The organism is Daejeonella sp. JGW-45, assembly GCF_029360805.1.
Classification (GTDB): domain Bacteria; phylum Bacteroidota; class Bacteroidia; order Sphingobacteriales; family Sphingobacteriaceae; genus Daejeonella.
On sequence record NZ_JARKNC010000008.1, the window covers coordinates 847,166 to 864,661 of the forward strand.

Annotated in this window: 14 protein-coding genes; 6 read left to right on the forward strand and 8 right to left on the reverse strand. The window is 45.5% G+C overall.

Annotation, left to right across the window (positions count from 1 at the left end; all coding sequences use genetic code 11):
- The first annotated feature begins 133 nt into the window (after positions 1–133).
- Entirely contained in the window at positions 134–2,851 is a 2,718-nt protein-coding gene (locus tag P2W76_RS13370; RefSeq protein WP_276348328.1) for a carboxypeptidase regulatory-like domain-containing protein, read from the forward strand.
- A 168-nt stretch (positions 2,852–3,019) separates the two neighbouring features.
- Here the strand turns inward: P2W76_RS13370 and lepB are convergent, their stop codons facing one another.
- The 5 genes from lepB to P2W76_RS13395 are packed head-to-tail and all read right to left on the reverse strand — an operon-like array spanning position 3,020 to position 7,258.
- Positions 3,020–4,126 carry a signal peptidase I gene (gene lepB, locus P2W76_RS13375; protein WP_276348329.1) on the reverse strand — a complete coding sequence of 369 codons (1,107 nt, stop codon included), beginning with the start codon at positions 4,124–4,126 and terminating at the stop codon, positions 3,020–3,022.
- 21 nt (positions 4,127–4,147) lie between these two features.
- Entirely contained in the window at positions 4,148–4,891 is a 744-nt protein-coding gene (gene dapB, locus P2W76_RS13380; protein ID WP_276348330.1) for a 4-hydroxy-tetrahydrodipicolinate reductase, read from the reverse strand.
- Between the two features lie 33 nt (positions 4,892–4,924).
- The gene (locus P2W76_RS13385; protein WP_276348331.1) at positions 4,925–5,545 is read right to left on the reverse strand and encodes a DUF5683 domain-containing protein; all 621 of its coding nucleotides are present in this window, start codon (positions 5,543–5,545) and stop codon (positions 4,925–4,927) included.
- Positions 5,545–6,447: a ParB/RepB/Spo0J family partition protein gene (locus P2W76_RS13390; protein ID WP_276348332.1), complete on the reverse strand. Its 903-nt coding sequence runs from the start codon at positions 6,445–6,447 to the stop codon at positions 5,545–5,547. Before P2W76_RS13390 ends, P2W76_RS13385 begins: the two co-directional genes overlap by 1 nt.
- 7 nt (positions 6,448–6,454) lie before the next feature.
- Positions 6,455–7,258, reverse strand: a complete 804-nt coding sequence (locus P2W76_RS13395; protein WP_276348333.1) for an AAA family ATPase — start codon at positions 7,256–7,258, stop codon at positions 6,455–6,457.
- Between the two features lie 177 nt (positions 7,259–7,435).
- Between P2W76_RS13395 and P2W76_RS13400 the strand changes: the two genes are divergently transcribed.
- Positions 7,436–7,957, forward strand: a complete 522-nt coding sequence (locus tag P2W76_RS13400; protein WP_276348334.1) for an NADPH-dependent FMN reductase — start codon at positions 7,436–7,438, stop codon at positions 7,955–7,957.
- Between the two features lie 217 nt (positions 7,958–8,174).
- Here the strand turns inward: P2W76_RS13400 and P2W76_RS13405 are convergent, their stop codons facing one another.
- From P2W76_RS13405 to leuS, 3 genes are all read right to left on the reverse strand, one after another.
- Positions 8,175–9,104, reverse strand: a complete 930-nt coding sequence (locus tag P2W76_RS13405) for a cobalamin-binding protein (protein ID WP_276348335.1) — start codon at positions 9,102–9,104, stop codon at positions 8,175–8,177.
- Between the two features lie 108 nt (positions 9,105–9,212).
- Complete coding sequence (locus P2W76_RS13410; protein ID WP_276348336.1) at positions 9,213–11,702, reverse strand: TonB-dependent receptor; 2,490 nt, start codon at positions 11,700–11,702, stop codon at positions 9,213–9,215.
- 121 nt (positions 11,703–11,823) lie between these two features.
- Complete coding sequence (leuS, locus tag P2W76_RS13415; RefSeq protein ID WP_276348337.1) at positions 11,824–14,610, reverse strand: leucine--tRNA ligase; 2,787 nt, start codon at positions 14,608–14,610, stop codon at positions 11,824–11,826.
- A gap of 252 nt (positions 14,611–14,862) precedes the next feature.
- Here leuS and P2W76_RS13420 point away from each other — a divergent pair, with 252 nt between their 5' ends.
- The 4 genes from P2W76_RS13420 to truB are packed head-to-tail and all read left to right on the forward strand — an operon-like array spanning position 14,863 to position 17,496.
- Positions 14,863–15,741: a permease-like cell division protein FtsX gene (locus P2W76_RS13420; RefSeq protein ID WP_276348338.1), complete on the forward strand. Its 879-nt coding sequence runs from the start codon at positions 14,863–14,865 to the stop codon at positions 15,739–15,741.
- Complete coding sequence (locus P2W76_RS13425; protein ID WP_276348339.1) at positions 15,741–15,977, forward strand: DUF3098 domain-containing protein; 237 nt, start codon at positions 15,741–15,743, stop codon at positions 15,975–15,977. The genes P2W76_RS13420 and P2W76_RS13425 overlap by 1 nt, the downstream gene beginning before the upstream one ends.
- Complete coding sequence (locus P2W76_RS13430) at positions 15,977–16,771, forward strand: undecaprenyl-diphosphate phosphatase (RefSeq protein WP_276348340.1); 795 nt, start codon at positions 15,977–15,979, stop codon at positions 16,769–16,771. The genes P2W76_RS13425 and P2W76_RS13430 overlap by 1 nt, the downstream gene beginning before the upstream one ends.
- Positions 16,771–17,496 carry a tRNA pseudouridine(55) synthase TruB gene (truB, locus tag P2W76_RS13435; RefSeq protein WP_276348341.1) on the forward strand — a complete coding sequence of 242 codons (726 nt, stop codon included), beginning with the start codon at positions 16,771–16,773 and terminating at the stop codon, positions 17,494–17,496. Before P2W76_RS13430 ends, truB begins: the two co-directional genes overlap by 1 nt.

Genomic DNA, 17,496 nt, shown 5'->3' on the forward strand with positions numbered 1-17,496 from the left:
TCGGAAATCCCTAGCTCATTGCTCACAGCTGATCGCTGATCGCTCCCCGTTAAAATAATGTTAAACCCATCTTCGTTTCTCTTTTAAAACATCATTTGCGTTATATTAGCACTATATCATACTTATCTGCTGCATGAGACTTTTACGCTTCCTTTTCATCACCGTTTTGGGCCTCTTTCAGGTTGGCTTGTCATATTCACAGGATACCATCAGCCTGAATACCATCGTTGAAAGAAACCAAAAATTGATCGATGAGTATCCAACAGAAAAAGTTTATCTGCATTTTGACAAACCGTATTATGCGGTGGGCGATACCATCTGGTTCAAAGCCTATCTTGCTTCGGGCCAGGACCAGCCTTCAGATCTCAGCAAGGTAGTTTATGTAGATCTGATCTCAGACAAAGATACCGTGGTCAGGGCTATGCGCCTGCCGGTGGTCAATACATCGGCTTACGGCAGCTTAACGCTCGACCCTCTGGTATATAAAGCCGGTAATTACCGTGTCAGGGCCTATACTTATTGGATGCTTAACAGTGACGAGGCTTCTTTTTTCTATAAAAATATTCAGATTGGTAACGCGATCAACAGGAAGGTAATTACCAATATTTCCATAAAGGGTGATGAAACAGGCGGAACGCCGAAAGTGAACGTTCAGATCTTATTTAAAGGCCCTGACGGGAGCCCGCTAAGGAACAGCCGCGTTTCCTGGCGACTGCTGTCTAACTTCGATGAAATCTCTAAAGGGCGGGAGAACACGGATGACCACGGCGTATTGACACTTTCCCTGACAGCCAACCAGAAGGCCGCATTCGATGCGGGCATGCTGGAAACTATACTCGAGACCGCTGATGCAAAACAGATCACATCGACGTTTCCCCTGAAAAACGCATTTTCGGATGCCGATATTCAGTTCTTCCCCGAGGGAGGCGATCTGGTGGAGAATGTCAGAAGCAAGGTTGCTTTTAAGGCAGTCGGACAAAAAGGAAACGGCCTGCGTGTTAAGGGCGAAATTGTTGATAATACCGGTAAGGTGATCACCCCGCTTGAATCTCAGCACCTTGGAATGGGGGTTGTCGCATTTTTGCCCGAACCAGGACATACTTATAAAGCGAATGTGACATTCTCAAACGGTGTAAAAAAGACAATTGCATTGCCTGCGGCAAAATCATCAGGTATCGCCTTATCGGTCACAAATACCGACCCAGCCGATATGGTGCTGCGTATCACAGCTAATCCCAATTACTTCTCGGCCAACCAAAACAAGAATTATTATATAGTTGCGCGGAGCAAGGGAGTAATCTGTTACGCTGCAAAGGCAACGCTGACAGCCCCCACGTTTACTGCTTCCATACCAAGGGATAAATTCCCGACCGGCATTGCCCAGGTTACTTTATTCACTTCGGCCGGGGAACCCCTGGTGGAGCGGCTGGCCTTCATTAATCACGGTAATACTCTTAGCCTGGCCGTGAACAGCGATAAAAAGACATACGGCTCAAGGCAGCCGGTAAAAATGAGCGTGACTGCGAAAACTAACAACCAGCCCATACAAGGTAATTTCTCCGTTTCCGTTGTTAATGAGACCAGGGTGCCTTTCAGTGAAGATTCCGAAACTACTATACTCAGCACTTTCTTGTTGTCGACAGAGCTTGCAGGCTATATCGAAGATCCAAACTATTACTTTAACCAGCCTAATGAGAAGAAGAAGTCTGATCTTGATGTTTTGATGCTGACCCAGGGTTACAGGAAATTTGACTATAAAAACATCATCGCCGGAAAGGCGCCTGCAATAAGCTTTCTTCCGGAACAGGGGATAGAATTTTCAGGCACACTAAGAAGCGCTAACGGTATGCCTGTTTCAAAAGGGACCTTAAAACTCGTTGTGCCGAAAAACAGGTTCTATGCAGAGACGACTACGGATGTTAACGGAGTGTTCAGATTCAAGAATGTGGTCGTCCCAGACTCAGCAGAAGCATCTATAACGGCAAGAACCTCGACAGGTTCAAAAAACATGATGATCATGCTTGACGGATCTGCCTTTCCAGCTATCATAAAAAATGTCAATGCTCCTGACGAGACGCTGAACATAGACAGTATACTTGATCCCTATCTTCAAAATAGCGAGCGACAGTACAGGCTGGCTACCCAGATGCTTCAGGAAGTGGTTGTGAAAGCCGCACCGGTCAAAAAAGCCAGCCATACTGATTATCCGGCATTGACCGGCTTAAGTATGCTCGCCGACCATACGATAGATACTGAACGGTTTAAGGGCTGCAATGTAATGATCAGCTGCCTGCAGGGAGCTGCAATGGGTCTTACTTTTGCCGACAACAATTTCTTCGTTACCCGCGTTTACAACAGCGGCCTTCGGGTGCCGGTGGCTATTTTCTTAGACGGGATGCAAATCGAACCTACCTTCCTCAACAATATCGTTCCCGCGGACGTAGAAAGTGTCGAGATCTTCCTGAAGGATGACTTAGGCCTGGTTAACCGCGCATATGGCACGAACGGGGTTTTATCTATTTATACTAAGAAGGATGTTAAAAAGGCTGTGACGGCAGATGACCTTAAGAAATTATTCCCTCCGAACAACGTGTTGACCTTTACCCCTCAGGGTTTCATCAAGAGCCGCGAATTCTACTCGCCTAAATATGCCACCCCCGAAAGCCGGACCGCTGGTTCAGACCTCCGCACAACGATCTACTGGAATCCCAAGATCTTTACGGATCAGAACGGAAATATGGCGTTCGACTTCTATACCGGCGACAATAAAGGGACGTATAAGGCTACGGTTGAAGGGACCGATATCGATGGGAATTTAGCCCGGTTTATTTACCGGTATAAGGTTGAGTAGTCCTTGAAGAAGTGATCGGTGTGAAGGGGAGGCCAGCAATCAACGTGAAACAGTGACCTGTAATCAGTGACCTGACGACCGATCGCACCCGATTACCGATTACCGATTACCGATTACTGATCACTGATTAGTGATTAGTGATTAGTGATTAGTGATTACTGATCACTCCTAATGTATCCCTCCCAATATCCGGCTCCACCTGATCTTATCAAAGAATGTCCCGTTGGCGTCCCAGCTCATCCATACGAATAAAGCCTTTCCTACGATATGGTCTTCCGGGACAAATCCCCAGTAACGCGAATCCAGTGAGTTATCACGATTATCGCCCATCATCCAGTAGTAATTCATTTTAAAGGTATAGCTGTTCGTTTTCTTTCCATTGATGATAAAGTCGTTTCCCGAGCGCTCCACCTTGTTCCCTTCATAAAGCGTAATACTGCGTTCGTACAGGGGATAATTGGTGCTATCCAGCTTCACAGTCCACCCTTCCTTAGGGATGATTATCGGTCCTGAATTGTCTGCCGACCAGTTAAAAGCAGGATGGTGCGGAAATATCTGGCGGTCTGCTGCACCTATATATTTCTGCACCGACTTAACATTACTCCATTTCCTTACTGTTTCCGCGTCTGCTGCTGTCATATTGAAGAAGTATTCGTCAGCCGCAGAACGCTGCGCTTCGATCTTCATATCTTCAAGGGTCTGTGGATTAAATTCAGAACCATCGGATTGGACCTTGTAATACTTCTCTCCAAACTCAGGTACTTCAGCAGGCTTGCTGTTGACCATAACCTGCGCATTAACGATCTGCACCGTATCTCCGCCGATGGCGAGGCAGCGCTTTATGTAATTCTCGCGCTTATCAACCGGACGTGAAAGCGGCGCATCAGCATCCATCGGGTAATTGAATACCACCACATCATTGCGTTTTATGCTTCCAAGGCCTGGCAAACGCCTGTACTTCCACTGGATACCATCATAGTAGGCTTTTGTCCCCGTAATCGGCATGGTATGATGTGCAAACGGAAAAGATATCGGTGTGATAGGCAGCCGTGCACCATAATTTACTTTACTGACAAACAGAAAATCGCCGACAAGCAGTGTTTTTTCCATTGAACCGGTTGGAATAGTGTAAGCTTCGATAAAAAGTCCGCGGATCAAAGTGGCCGCAATAACAGCAAATAATATTGCATCGAACCACTCCCTTCCTGCACTTTTCTTAACTTTCTTTTTCTTGTTTTCCTCAGATTTATCTTTATTCCAAAACTTCCAGTTCATATTGTTATTTATAACAAAAAATTAAACGCTAAAATCAAACATATCCGTGATATTAAAAAATCCGGTTTTATCATGTACCCATTCGGCTGCTAAAACCGCCCCAAGAGCAAAGCCTGCCCTGCTGTGCGCTGCATGCTTGAACTCAATTTCATCCACTTCCGAACTGTAAATGACCGTATGTGTGCCGGGCACATCCTCAATACGGTGCGACTCGATCAGTAACTGATCTGGCTTGGTGATCAACTCCTCCCCCGATCCGATAAGCTCATTAACCCATTCACTTTTCCGGTCAAGTTCACCCAGGATGCCTTCTGCGATACTCATCGCCGTACCACTTGGCGAATCAAGCTTCTCCGTATGATGGATTTCGTCTACCTGCACCTCGTACTGAGGGTAGCGGTTCATGATCTTCGCAAGGACCTTGTTCACGAAGAAGAACACGTTGACCCCAACACTAAAGTTTGAGCCATATAACAATGTATTGCTTCCTTCGATGCATTGATCTTTGACCTCCTGTAAGCGGCCATACCAGCCGGTAGTTCCTACAACGATAGGTACGCCGGCGTCAAAGCAGGTATTTATGTTGGTCATTACAGAATCAGGCGTACTGAAATCTATAGCGACATCGGCTTTTCTAAGATTCGGGACATTTAAGTCGTCCAAATTATCAATATTAACTTTTAACACAACTTCGTGCCCGCGCTCGCTGGCAAACTCTTCGATTATCCTTCCCATCTTCCCGTACCCCAAAATAGCTATTTTCATCTTATAAAGTTTGATATCCTGTTTATAGAAATGTTACAAAGACAACTTAACCCTGAATCCGACAGTGGTTGCCGACGGTGTATGCGCATTATAAATTGTGCCGGGTTGAATAAAAGGGTCAACTTTCAGCGACAGATCGTTTGAGACGTCAAACCTGAAGAACTTGGCGTCGACATAAGCATCTATGATCTGCACTGCGTAGAAAGCAACGCCGGCAAGTATGGATAGATCGCGCGACCTCCGGTAGTCATCCTTTATTCCGATTATCCCTTCATTAGAGTAGCCCACCCAGTCGGGATTCGCCTTAGTGGGGTCGTCCTGCCTATACTGGGCCTCTTTCAGGAAAATTTTATAATATCTTTGATTGAACTCATAAACAAGGCCAATTCCCACGAAACCACCGTAGACAAGGGGAACCTTCCACCAGCGCTTATTGTAGATCTGTCCGAGTCCGGGGACTATAGCCGATCTCCTGGCAGCGATCCGCGGCCTTGCTTCATCCGCAAGCCGGGCCGAGTCTTTGACAACTCCGTCGGAAGTAACCTGCTGGCCGGTTGCCTTTTTTGAGGGAATAGAATCAGTATTCTGGGCAAAAGCTTCTGTCTGCGCCGAAAGACACAAGAAAAATAATAAGCTAAGCCATTTACCAATCATTACCAGTCGAGCATTTCCAGGATCCGGTTCAGGTCGTCATCCGACATAAACCCGATTTCAATAGAACCCGCGTTCTTGTCTTTTAGTTTTAACTTAACGTTTGTGCCGAATTTCGATGCAAGATCGTCCTGGATCTTCATATATTGAAACGAGATCCCGTCCTTCTTTACTGAGGAGGCTTTTGGTTTGCCCGACTTCTCGATCTGCCGTACTAATTCTTCGACCTTTCTAACCGAAAGCCCGCGGTTTATGATCTCCTGGAAGATATACAACTGTTGGTCAGGGTTCTCAACCGATATAAGGGCGCGTGCATGCCCCATAGATATCTCTTTGTCGCGAATAGCTGCCTGTATTGCAGGCGGGAGCTTGAGAAGACGGAGGTAGTTTGTAATCGTTGAACGGTTCTTGCTGACCCTGCTGCCCAATTCTTCCTGTTTCAGGTCGCACTCATCGATCATCCGCTGAAAGCTAAGGGCCACCTCTATTGCATTCAGGTTTTCACGCTGAATATTTTCGATAAGCGCCATCTCCAGCATCTGCTGGTCATTTGCAGTACGGACATAAGCAGGTATTTCCGTCAGGCCGGCAAGTTTTGAAGCGCGTAAACGCCGTTCGCCTGATATCAGCTGGTAGGAATTCTGCCCGGACTGCCGTACGGTTATGGGCTGGATAAGACCCTGGAGTTTAATTGAGTCCGCCAGCTCGTGTAAGGCTTCAGGATCAAAATCAGTCCGGGGCTGAAAAGGGTTTACCGTAACCTGGCTTATCTTAACAAAACTAATAGATCCCAAAGAAGTGCTTTCACTGCTGATCTGCTGCTTCCTCTCGGTTTCCGGCAGGTCTGAATCATCCAATAATGCACGTAGTCCTTTTCCCAGTCCTGTTTTCTTCTGATGGATCATAAAATAATTATACTAATGCTTCCTTTTCGGCTTCTTCACTTGACAATAATCCATTTTTACGGATGATCTCGCGGGCCAGATTGAGATAATTGATCGCTCCTTTACAATTTGCATCATGCATGATCACGGAGATACCATAGCTTGGCGCCTCGCTTAGACGCGTATTGCGCTGGATTATCGTATCGAACACCAGGTCCTGGAAGTGGGTTTTCACCTCTTCTACAACCTGGTTTGACAAACGCAGGCGGACATCATACATCGTAAGAAGGATACCTTCTATCTGCAATTCGGTATTTAAACGGTTTTGAACGATTTTGATTGTGTTTAACAGCTTTCCGAGGCCTTCAAGTGCGAAATACTCGCATTGTACCGGGATTATAACGGAATCTGCCGCCGTAAGGGCGTTTATGGTGATCAACCCGAGTGAGGGTGAGCAATCTATAATGATAAAATCGTAGTTATCACGGATCCTGTCGAGCACCGCCTTCATCTTATATTCGCGGTTTGTCAGGTTGATCATTTCTATCTCAGCACCCACAAGATCGATATGAGCAGGCAGCAGATCCAGGTTTGGGGTATCCGTACTTTGTATCGCATCAGCAGGGTCTATCTCATTGATGATACACTCGTAAATACTTGATTTTATTGTACGCGGATCGTACCCAATACCAGAGGTTGAGTTGGCCTGCGGATCTGCATCCACCAACAAAGTACGATACTCAAGCACAGCCAGACTGGCAGCCAAATTTATGGAAGAAGTCGTTTTCCCAACTCCACCTTTTTGGTTAGCTAACGCGATGATTTTACCCATATAATAGAAGATAATTACAAATAACTGATATTAAGTAGACCAAAAAATATGGTTAAAGCACTAAAAAAGACTACTTTTGATACGTTTGAATGGCTTTTTACCAAGGACTAAAGATAGCAAACTTATGACTATTTAACCTGCGGGGCGATTTTCGTTTTGCACATCTTATCAACAAAAATGATCACCATAATTTCAGGGACAAACCGCGAAGGGAGTTATACGTTACGGCTGTCTGAATATTACCAGCGCCAATTAACCGCCAAAGGTTATGAGGCCGACCTGCTCTCTCTTACCGACCTGCCCCACCACCTGATTGGCACCGACCTGTACGGTCAGCGCAGCGAGGCATTCCAGCCGATCCAGGACAAGGTTAGCCTGACCAGCAAATTCCTCTTTATTTTTCCCGAGTACAATGGGGGCTTCCCGGGTATCCTGAAAACTTTTGTGGATGCCTGCAAGTTCCCGGAAAGCTTTTACGGCAAAAAGGCCGCCCTCGTAGGATTATCATCAGGGAAATACGGCAATGTACGGGGCGTGGATCATTTCACGGGGATCTGTCATTACGTGAACATGCACGTCTTACCGCTGAGGATACACATCCCGGCTATTCATAAAGAATTAGATGAAAACGGGGATCTTTTTAAAGAAGACACCATCCGGTTTACCAATCAGCAGATCGATCAGTTCATTGCCTTTTAGGGACATTAAACGGCTAAAGCAGATACTTCCCAGGGACCTGGAAGGGTTCTGGAAGGGCTCTTGTTGGGCGATTATTGGGCTAAAGGGGTCAAAAACGCGGTTTTCGCCCAACAAGACCCCTGGAAGAGCCCTACAAAACCCCTTTTTTAGACCATTTGCCGATCTGGTATAAAACAGCTTTTCATATCTCCCTCTTCATCCCTCCGGCTTTAAGCCATCAGGCCAGGTTGAATTTAATCCAGCCCTCTCCTTCATAACCAAAAACAAACTGCTTCGGGTTGATGATCTCAGCGAGGATCTCGATGCTATCTGTTAACCTGGGACCAGAGCGGTTGAAATACTGGTTACCATCAGCAATATAGACCCGGTTGTTCTTCACCGCTTTAAGATCTTGCCAGCCCGGAAGATCCAGTAAGAGGCTAATTTCCTGCAGGGTTCGTGGTATTGAAAACCCACAGGGCATGACAATAATTATCTCCGGATCGGAATTGGCGACGTCAACAAAATCAACAAATGGAGAATGCTTGCCATTGACAGCAAGCAGCAGCTCACCCCCGGCAACCTCCACCAGTTCGGGCGTCCAGTTTCCGGCTATCATCAGTGGTGCCAGCCATTCGATACAGGCAACGCGTGGCTTTTCGGAAATAAATTTAAGCTTATGGCGAATAATATCTATTCTTTCGCCGGCCCGTTCGAGGAGATCGTCTGCACGCTCGCTCACTCCAAAGACCGCCGCTATATTTTTAATATCGTTGTAAACATCTCCAAGCACATTTGGCTCCAGGGAGATTATCCGGCATTCTTTATCAAGCAGGCCTTCAAGTGCCGCTTCCACGTCCTTTAGGCTTACCGCGCAAACCTCGCATTGGGCCTGGGTAATGATCACATCGGGATCCAACCGGCGGATCATCTCTCTATCGATCGTATAGATTGACAGAGCATCGCTAAGTATCTCTTTCACCTGTCTGTCGATTTCCTGACTGTCAGACCCCGAAATAAATTTAGCGGATGAGCATACGGGGAGCTCCCTTATGCTTTCCGGGAAATCACATTCGTGCGAGCGGCCAATAAGCTGGCTTTCCAGGCCAAGCGCACAAATAATTTCGGTAGCAGCGGGCAAGAGGGAAATAACTTTCAGATCAGCCATAGTATAGATTTCGGCAAATGTACATAAACCCCTTCTCAACAAAAAAACTCCATCAATTCTGATAGAGTTTCTCTTTTGTCTTTACTCTTTATTCTTTGCTCCTGACTCTTACTGATTTCCTGTATTCTGCTCGTTCTGCTTCAAATCGTCATTTGTTACACCGCGTTTCTTACGGGGGGCTTGCATGGTCATCTTTCCGAAACGATAGCTGAAGCTCATTCCGAATGACCTGAATGGAAGGGAGAAATTGCTTGTCTGTGTAAAATCAGTTCCGCTAATGTTCTGACGGAAGTTCTTATTCTCATTAAACGGATCGATCACCGTCAGGCCAATACTGCCCTTTTTTGCAAGAATCTCTTTTTTCAAACCCAGGTTCCACATATTGAACGATGGATTTCTGCCCTGCGAGGTGCGGCGCGGCGAGTTGGTGATGAGGAATGTTTCAAACGTCAGACCTTTTGGAAAAGCGTATGAGCCCATCAGGAACCCATTGTACAACAACTGCACACCGGAATTAGGATTAGCCACAACCACAGTATTATTCGTGCTGATATCGTAGGTAAAGACATTGAAATTTCCGCGGAGGGTAAGCGGCTTCACAGGGTTTATCTGGCCGAAAAAGTTAAATCCTACAGAGTTATTTGTTCCTACGTTACGATAAGTTGTCCTTGATCCTGAAACTGTATTACCCGTGGTCGGGTCGGTAACGGTAGTAGGAATCACAAAACTTTCGATAATATCATTGGTGCGGCGATAGAACAGCGATCCGTTTACCACCGTGGTTTTAACGAACATTGAATAATTAAGCTCGATGTTGTGAGACAGTTCCGGTTTCAGCGAAGGGTTACCCTGCGATTGATTAAAGATATCTGCACTGTTCAGGAACGGGTTCAGGTAAAACAGGCTTGGCCTTTGCAGACGCTGGTTGTAGCTCACTTTAAGAGTTGAATAGTTCTTAAACGTCCGTGATATCACAAAGCTCGGTACTAAATTATAATAGCTGCTGCTAAATGGAGACACACCTGTTCCGGCGCTCCTGGCATCGCCTTCGATCTCGGTAGCTTCGTACCTCGCTCCTGCCCTGATGCCGTATTTCTTCGCCAGGGTAAAGCCTACCGTCGCGTAAGCAGAATATACATCCTGGTTGTAGTCGTATACATAAGTACGTGCGGCGATGGGCGTGAACTCACCTGTAGTTGAATTTAAATTACGGGTGCGGTTATCGCTGACAATATCTCTCAAAATTCCTTTAACACCTGTTTCCAGGATAAGCTTTTTGAACGGATGTGTATAATCGATCTGTACGGTGTTTTCTGTATTATCAGCATCATTATTACCATACTCGTCTATAGCGGTATTAGAGAAGTCAGTTGTATAATCATTCATCTGAACGCTGTGGGTCAGCTGATAAGCGATGGAGATCTGCTGGTCTTTCTTTTTAAATTTATGCAGATAGTCGCTGCTCCAGTCAATACCATTCATCTCGATGGAATTATCGCTCAGCCGGGTAAAGATCACAGGCGCGCCCCCAAAGGAATTCTCGTTGATATTACTGCCGTCGACCTTTGTATTAAACCCGTTCAGGCGTAAGTTCGAACTGATTGAATTAAAGCTGTTAAAATCATAATCTGCGCCGATCGAACCATTGGCGGCAAGCCTGTCTGACTCGCTCTTCCCGGTCTGGCTTAAAACCTGCGAGCCATTATTGGCTGCACGTTTGAATGAAATTGTACTTGTTTGTGGCCATGAATAAAACCCGCCTCCGTTTGCCGTTACCGCAAGACGGCCCGTTTTTGCATTAAGATTGACATTTCCGCTGTTCTGACGGGTGCCTACTCCCGCATTTACCGATCCGCTGACGCCAGCAAGATTATTCTTTTTGGTAATGATATTGATGATACCAGAGGTACCTTCCGCATCATACTTGGCAGATGGAGATGTGATCACCTCCACATTTTTTATCTGGTCGGCCGGAATAGCTTTTAAAGCGTCAGCCATATTGTTTGCCATAGAACCTGATGGTTTACCATTAATAAGGACCTTCACATTCTGACTTCCTCTCAGAGATACATTTCCTTCGAAATCTACGGAAAGGAGCGGCACTTTACGCAATACATCGGTTGCATTACCCCCGGCGATTGCTACATCCTGCTCAGCATTATAAACAAGCTTATCGATCTTAGTTTCCACGATGGGAGCTGTACCGGTAACTACTACCTCGCCAAGGGCTTTTGCGTTTGGTGACAGAAAGATCCTGCCGAGATTCAGATCCGGCCTGGCTGCTGTAGTTTTCACAGAGTCAATGACCTTTGTCTGATACCCGAGGAAAGCGATGGTAACGCGGTAAGTGCCCGCTGCAATGTTTTCAATTTTAAAGGCACCCTTATCGTCAGTAAGGGCTCCGTTTGTAGACCGGGTCGTACCGGCAGGGCCGAGGGCGATAGTCGCGTAGTCTATCGGAGCTTTAGAAAGAGAGTCCAGTATAGTTCCGGTTATCCTTCCGGTAACAGAGCTGGCCGCAGGTGCGCCCGGGCCCTGTGCCGAAACAGAGTCAATAATGGATATAAGGACTAATAATAGTAATAAACGTTTCATCATAATTGAATTTGAAATTAGTCGCGGCAGCACATCAATTGTTACACCTTTGCCATTATTTCTTGGATAAAAAAAAGGCTGACTCCTCATGTCAAAACACGAGGAGTCAGCCTGCAGTACCAGATCAGACAACAACGTTGATAATCTTCCCTTTTACAAATATTACCTTCTTGGGGGTCTTGCCATCCATATAGCGCAGTATATCTTCATTGGCAAGCACAATAGCCTCCACTTCGGGCTGCGGCAAACCAAGTGAAATATTCAGGTTCAGGCGGGTCTTGCCGTTGATTGATACCGGGTAAGAAAATTCGTTTTCAACCAGGTATTCCGCATTAAAAGCAGGGTAATTCGCCACAGAGATAGTTCCTGCCTGATTTCCCAGCAGGGTCCATAATTCCTCTGTAATATGAGGTGCATAGGGCTGCAGTACAATGACCAGATCCTGGAGTATTTGCCTTTTGTTGCACTTCAGATCTGTAAGCTCATTCACGCAGATCATGAAGCTCGAAACCGATGTATTAAACGAAAACCGTTCGATATCTTCTTCAACTTTGCGGATGATCTTGTGCAGCGCTTTAAACTCTGCTTTTGAAGGCTCTTCATCCGATACCCTGAAGTTAAATTCATCATCGTGGAACAGTTTCCAGAATTTCCGGAGGAACTTAAAAACACCCTCTATTCCGTTCGTATTCCATGGTTTGCTTTGTTCAAGCGGACCAAGGAACATTTCATACATACGAAGCGTATCCGCGCCGAAACGTTCAGTCAGTTCATCAGGATTAACCACATTGAATTTGGACTTAGACATCTTTTCGATCTCTACGCCACATATATATTTCCCGTTTTCGAGGATAAACTCCGCATTTTCAAATTCGGGCCGGAAGGCTTTAAATTTCGTGAGGTCAAGAATCTCGTTCTCAACGATATTTACATCCACGTGCATAGCAGATGCTTTATATTGTGATCGTAATCCTGCCGAAACAAAAGTATTAGTTCCTTTACCTTCAGCATCAATTAAGCGATATACGAAGTTAGATCTTCCCTGGATCATCCCCTGGTTGATGAGCTTCTTAAAAGGCTCCTCTTCGATAACATATCCAAGGTCTTTGAGGAATTTGTTCCAGAAACGGCTGTATAACAAATGACCTGTCGCATGCTCCGATCCCCCGATATATAAATCCACATCTTTCCAGTAGGCGATTGCATCTTTCGAAGCAAACTCACCTTCATTCCGGGCATCCATGTATCTGAACCAATACCAGCTGGAGCCTGCCCAGCCGGGCATGGTGCTTAATTCATATTCCAGCTCTCCACGGTACTTCCAGTTGTCGGCGCGGCCAAGCGGCGGTTCACCGCTTTCAGTTGGCAGGTATTTATCAACCTCGGGGAGTACTAAGGGCAGTTCAGCTGCGTCGATCAGCTGTGGTAAGCCGTCTTTGAAATATACAGGAACGGGTTCACCCCAGTAACGCTGTCTTCCAAAAATTGCATCACGAAGTCGATAATTCACTTTGGCTTTACCAGCACCCAGCTCTTCAAGCTTTTCGATCAGCTTAGTAGTAGCGGCTTTGTAATCAAGCCCGTTAATGATGCCTGAATTAATATATTTCCCTTCTTTAGTGGGATCTGCCTGTTCGTCCAGCCCTACCTGGGCATCTGAAATCGCCACGATCGGCAGGCCGAACTTAGTAGCAAAAAGCCAGTCACGCTGGTCGCCGGAAGGAACAGCCATCACCGCACCGGTTCCGTATCCGGCAAGAACATAATCTGCTATCCAAACAGGGATCTGTTCACCGCTAACCGGATGAAGTGCATACGATCCGGTAAAGGCTCCAGACACCGTTTTAGTATCTGCCATACGATCAAGCTCACTTTTCTTCTTAGTCTGATCGATGTAATTCGTTATTTCAGCTTTCCTGTCAGGGGTGGTAAGTGATTCTACCAGCTCATGTTCAGGAGCAAGTACCAGGAAAGTAGTTCCATAAATGGTATCCACCCGGGTTGTAAACACTTCTATGAATTCAGGCCTGTTTTTCAGTCCGAACTTTACCAGTGCGCCTACGCTCTTACCTATCCAGTTACGTTGCATCTCTTTCAAGGGTTCCGGCCAATCAACAGTGTCCAGTCCTTGAATTAGACGATCTGCATAAGCTGTGATGCGCATGCTCCACTGCATCATTTTCTTTTGTTCAACCGGATAACCACCCCGCTCAGAGAATCCATCTTTTACTTCATCATTAGCCAGAACAGTTCCCAGGGCCGGGCACCAGTTCACGGTACTCTCGCGCAGGTAAGTAAGACGGTATTTAAGCAATTCGACCTGCTTTTCTTCGTCAGACTTTTCCCTCCATTCTTCGGCTGTGAAACTGCTTGTATCATCATCGCAAACAGCTTTGATCCCTTCGCTGCCCGCACGTCCAAACTTCTCAGTAAGACTTTCAATGCTCTCGGCTTTATCTGTATCCAGGTTATACCATGAGTTGAACAAAAGCATAAAGATCCATTGGGTCCACTTATAATACCCCGGATCACTTGTACGGACTTCCCGGCTCCAATCAAAGGAAAAACCGAGATTATCGAGTTGCTCCCTATACCTGTTAATATTCGCTTCTGTAGTTATTGCCGGGTGCTGACCGGTCTGAATGGCGTACTGTTCTGCAGGCAGTCCGAAAGAGTCATATCCCATGGGATGCAGTACATTAAAGCCTTTGAGCCTTTTATACCGTGAAAAAATATCGGAAGCTATGTATCCAAGAGGATGGCCGACATGCAAACCCGCACCTGAAGGGTAAGGGAACATATCCAGTACATAATATTTGGGTTTTGCTGAATGATTGTCAACTTTAAAAGTCTGATTGTCGGCCCAGAATCTTTGCCACTTCTTCTCTATTTCCCTGAATTGATAATCCATCTTATTAAACTAAGGTGCGAAAATACTTAGAAAAGTTGAAAGTGGAGAGTTGAAAATTGAAAGTGGAGTTCTGCGTGATACGTTAACATGCTGAAGCGAAAAGCTAAATGCTAAAAATCTGCCAGCCGCGATAAGCTGGCATCTCGGATCTCGTTGCTCACAGCTCTTTAACAAACTTTAACTCATATTAACATTCAAATTCCTACGTTTATAAGAGTGAAATCTTTATTTTCGCGATTATAATACAAGCTCATGGAAGAATTTGAAGGAAGCACCTCATCCAGAAAGACTAAAACCATTTATGTTTCGACTGTGATTTCCATTGCATTAGTTTTACTCATGACAGGCTTGCTGGGCCTGATTTTGGTGCATGCAAAAAATCTCTCGAATTATGTTAAGGAGAATATAGTCCTGAATATTATCGTGAACGAGGGTGCCAAAGAAGTTGACATTGCAGCTCTTCAAAAACAACTCGACGCCAATCCCTACGTTCTAAAAACTCAGTATGTAAGTAAAGAACTTGCAGCCAGAAATCTTACAAAGGATCTGGGAGAAGACTTTGTGGAATTCCTGGGTTATAACCCGCTTTTATCATCAATTGATGTTTATATGAAGGCCGATTATGCCAACAACGCAAGTATTCAGACCTTTACATCGCAACTAAATAAAAACCCGCTGGTTAAAGAAGTGATTTATCAGAAATCACTGATCGATATGGTCAATCAAAACATCAGGGGAATCGGCCTGGTGATCCTGGCCTTTGCCGGGATATTATTGATCATTGCAGTGGCCCTGATTAACAATACTATACGTCTTGCAATTTATTCCCAGCGCTTTCTTATCAAAAGCATGCAGCTGGTGGGTGCTACGAGAGGTTTTATTCGTAAGCCCTTCCTGGCGTACGGCATCATGCATGGATTATTGGCCGGCCTGATTGCTATAATTTTGCTGCTCTTAACACTTTATTTCGCTCAGCAACAGGTTCCGGAAATGATCATTTTACGGAATTGGTTTGAGTTTATAATTGTCTTCGCGGGAGTTATTGGCATTGGCATACTGATATCGGGCTTAAGTACCTATTTCGCTGTCAGTAAGTTCCTTCGTTTAAAAATACATGACCTTTACAGATAATGGCACAGAAAAACACCACGGTTAAAGAAACCAACCAACAGCCTTTTGTATTTGCAAAAATCAACTATGTGCTTATGATCGTCAGTATCCTGATCGTCATTCTGGGTTTTATAATTATGACTGGCGACGCGGATATCTATAGCTCCGGCAAAATAGTGATCGCCCCAATAATCGTTTTGACAGGCTTCGCCATCGGCTTCATTGCAATTCTTAAAAAACCTGCAAATAATAGTTAATGACGGTTTTTCAGGCGATCATTCTGGCGATTATTGAAGGCCTGACTGAGTTTTTACCGGTTTCATCGACCGGCCACATGATCCTTGGCTCCTCTTTAATGGGCATAGAGTCAAACAAGTTCGTTAAGTTGTTCACCGTGGCAATACAATTAGGAGCGATCCTGTCTGTTATTGTACTTTACTTCAACCGGTTTTTTCAGACGCTGGACTTTTATTTCAAGCTCCTGGTAGCTTTTATACCGGCTGTTATTTTCGGGTTGTTATTAAGCAGTAAAATAGACCAGCTGCTTGAAAGTCCCCTGGGTGTTGCGATCGCCCTGCTCATCGGTGGTGTGATCCTCCTCTTTGTAGATAAATGGTTCAAAAACGGCACTATCGACGATACAAATGATATCAGCTATAGCACCGCGTTTAAAATCGGCTTGTTCCAATGTCTTTCAATGATACCGGGTACCTCCCGTTCGGCTGCTACAATTGTCGGGGGCATGGCTCAGCGGCTGACCAGGAAAGCGGCGGCGGAATTTTCTTTTTTTCTGGCTGTACCAACCATGTTTGGCGCTACTGTAAAAAAGCTCTATGATTTTTATAAAGACGGCTACGTGATCAGCAATGAAGAAATTAAGTTGTTGTTTATAGGCAATGTTGTAGCGTTTATTATAGCCATGCTTGCTATAAAATACTTTATAAGCTTCCTGCAAAAAAGAGGCTTCCGGCTATTCGGATGGTACAGAATCGTTGTCGGCGGTGTGCTGTTGGTACTGCTTCTCTCCGGATACGATCTACAAGTTATCTAATGGGCGAACCCGAAGAACGAATATTTCCGGACTTTAACTTTGCTGAGGGCGAAATGCTTCTCATAGACAAGCCCTACAAATGGACGAGCTTCGACGTGGTGGGGAAAATACGCAATGCATTTAAGCCGGTTAAACTTAAGGTAGGGCATGCCGGAACGCTGGACCCTCTCGCGACCGGGCTACTTATTATCTGTACCGGCAAATTAACTAAAAAGATTGACGAGTTCCAGGCGCAGGAAAAGGAATACACAGGCACCATGATCTTAGGAGCAAATACCCCATCCTACGATATGGAAACCGCGGTTAACGAAACATTTGCTATCGACCACCTTACTGACGAAGAGATAAACGCAAACACGATGCACTTTACCGGCGATCTGGATCAATATCCACCGGCCCATTCAGCCGTGAAAGTTGACGGGGAGCGACTTTATATGAAGGCGCGACGGGGTGAAGATGTCGAATTAAAGACCAGAAAAGTGAGTATACGGGTTTTTGAGATCACGAGAATAGAACTGCCGGAAGTGGATTTCAGGGTAGTGTGCAGTAAGGGCACTTACATCCGCTCTCTCGTACATGATTTTGGCAGATCGTTGAACAACGCAGCTTACCTAAGTTCTTTACGACGTACAAAAAGCGGGGATTATGATGTATCCAATGCATTCGGTGTGATGGAACTGGTAACTCATATCAGACAGCTTAAAGAAGACGGGAAGTTAAAATAA

Coding starts and splice junctions, on each gene's coding strand:
- dapB (WP_276348330.1), bottom strand. CDS start 4,891: ATGAAAATAGCTATTTTGGGGTACGGGAAGATGGGAAGGATAATCGAA.
- P2W76_RS13430 (WP_276348340.1), top strand. CDS start 15,977: ATGACGGTTTTTCAGGCGATCATTCTGGCGATTATTGAAGGCCTGACT.
- P2W76_RS13395 (WP_276348333.1), bottom strand. CDS start 7,258: ATGGGTAAAATCATCGCGTTAGCTAACCAAAAAGGTGGAGTTGGGAAA.
- leuS (WP_276348337.1), bottom strand. CDS start 14,610: ATGGATTATCAATTCAGGGAAATAGAGAAGAAGTGGCAAAGATTCTGG.
- truB (WP_276348341.1), top strand. CDS start 16,771: ATGGGCGAACCCGAAGAACGAATATTTCCGGACTTTAACTTTGCTGAG.
- lepB (WP_276348329.1), bottom strand. CDS start 4,126: ATGAACTGGAAGTTTTGGAATAAAGATAAATCTGAGGAAAACAAGAAA.
- P2W76_RS13425 (WP_276348339.1), top strand. CDS start 15,741: ATGGCACAGAAAAACACCACGGTTAAAGAAACCAACCAACAGCCTTTT.
- P2W76_RS13405 (WP_276348335.1), bottom strand. CDS start 9,104: ATGGCTGATCTGAAAGTTATTTCCCTCTTGCCCGCTGCTACCGAAATT.
- P2W76_RS13420 (WP_276348338.1), top strand. CDS start 14,863: ATGGAAGAATTTGAAGGAAGCACCTCATCCAGAAAGACTAAAACCATT.
- P2W76_RS13390 (WP_276348332.1), bottom strand. CDS start 6,447: ATGATCCATCAGAAGAAAACAGGACTGGGAAAAGGACTACGTGCATTA.
- P2W76_RS13385 (WP_276348331.1), bottom strand. CDS start 5,545: ATGATTGGTAAATGGCTTAGCTTATTATTTTTCTTGTGTCTTTCGGCG.
- P2W76_RS13410 (WP_276348336.1), bottom strand. CDS start 11,702: ATGATGAAACGTTTATTACTATTATTAGTCCTTATATCCATTATTGAC.
- P2W76_RS13370 (WP_276348328.1), top strand. CDS start 134: ATGAGACTTTTACGCTTCCTTTTCATCACCGTTTTGGGCCTCTTTCAG.
- P2W76_RS13400 (WP_276348334.1), top strand. CDS start 7,436: ATGATCACCATAATTTCAGGGACAAACCGCGAAGGGAGTTATACGTTA.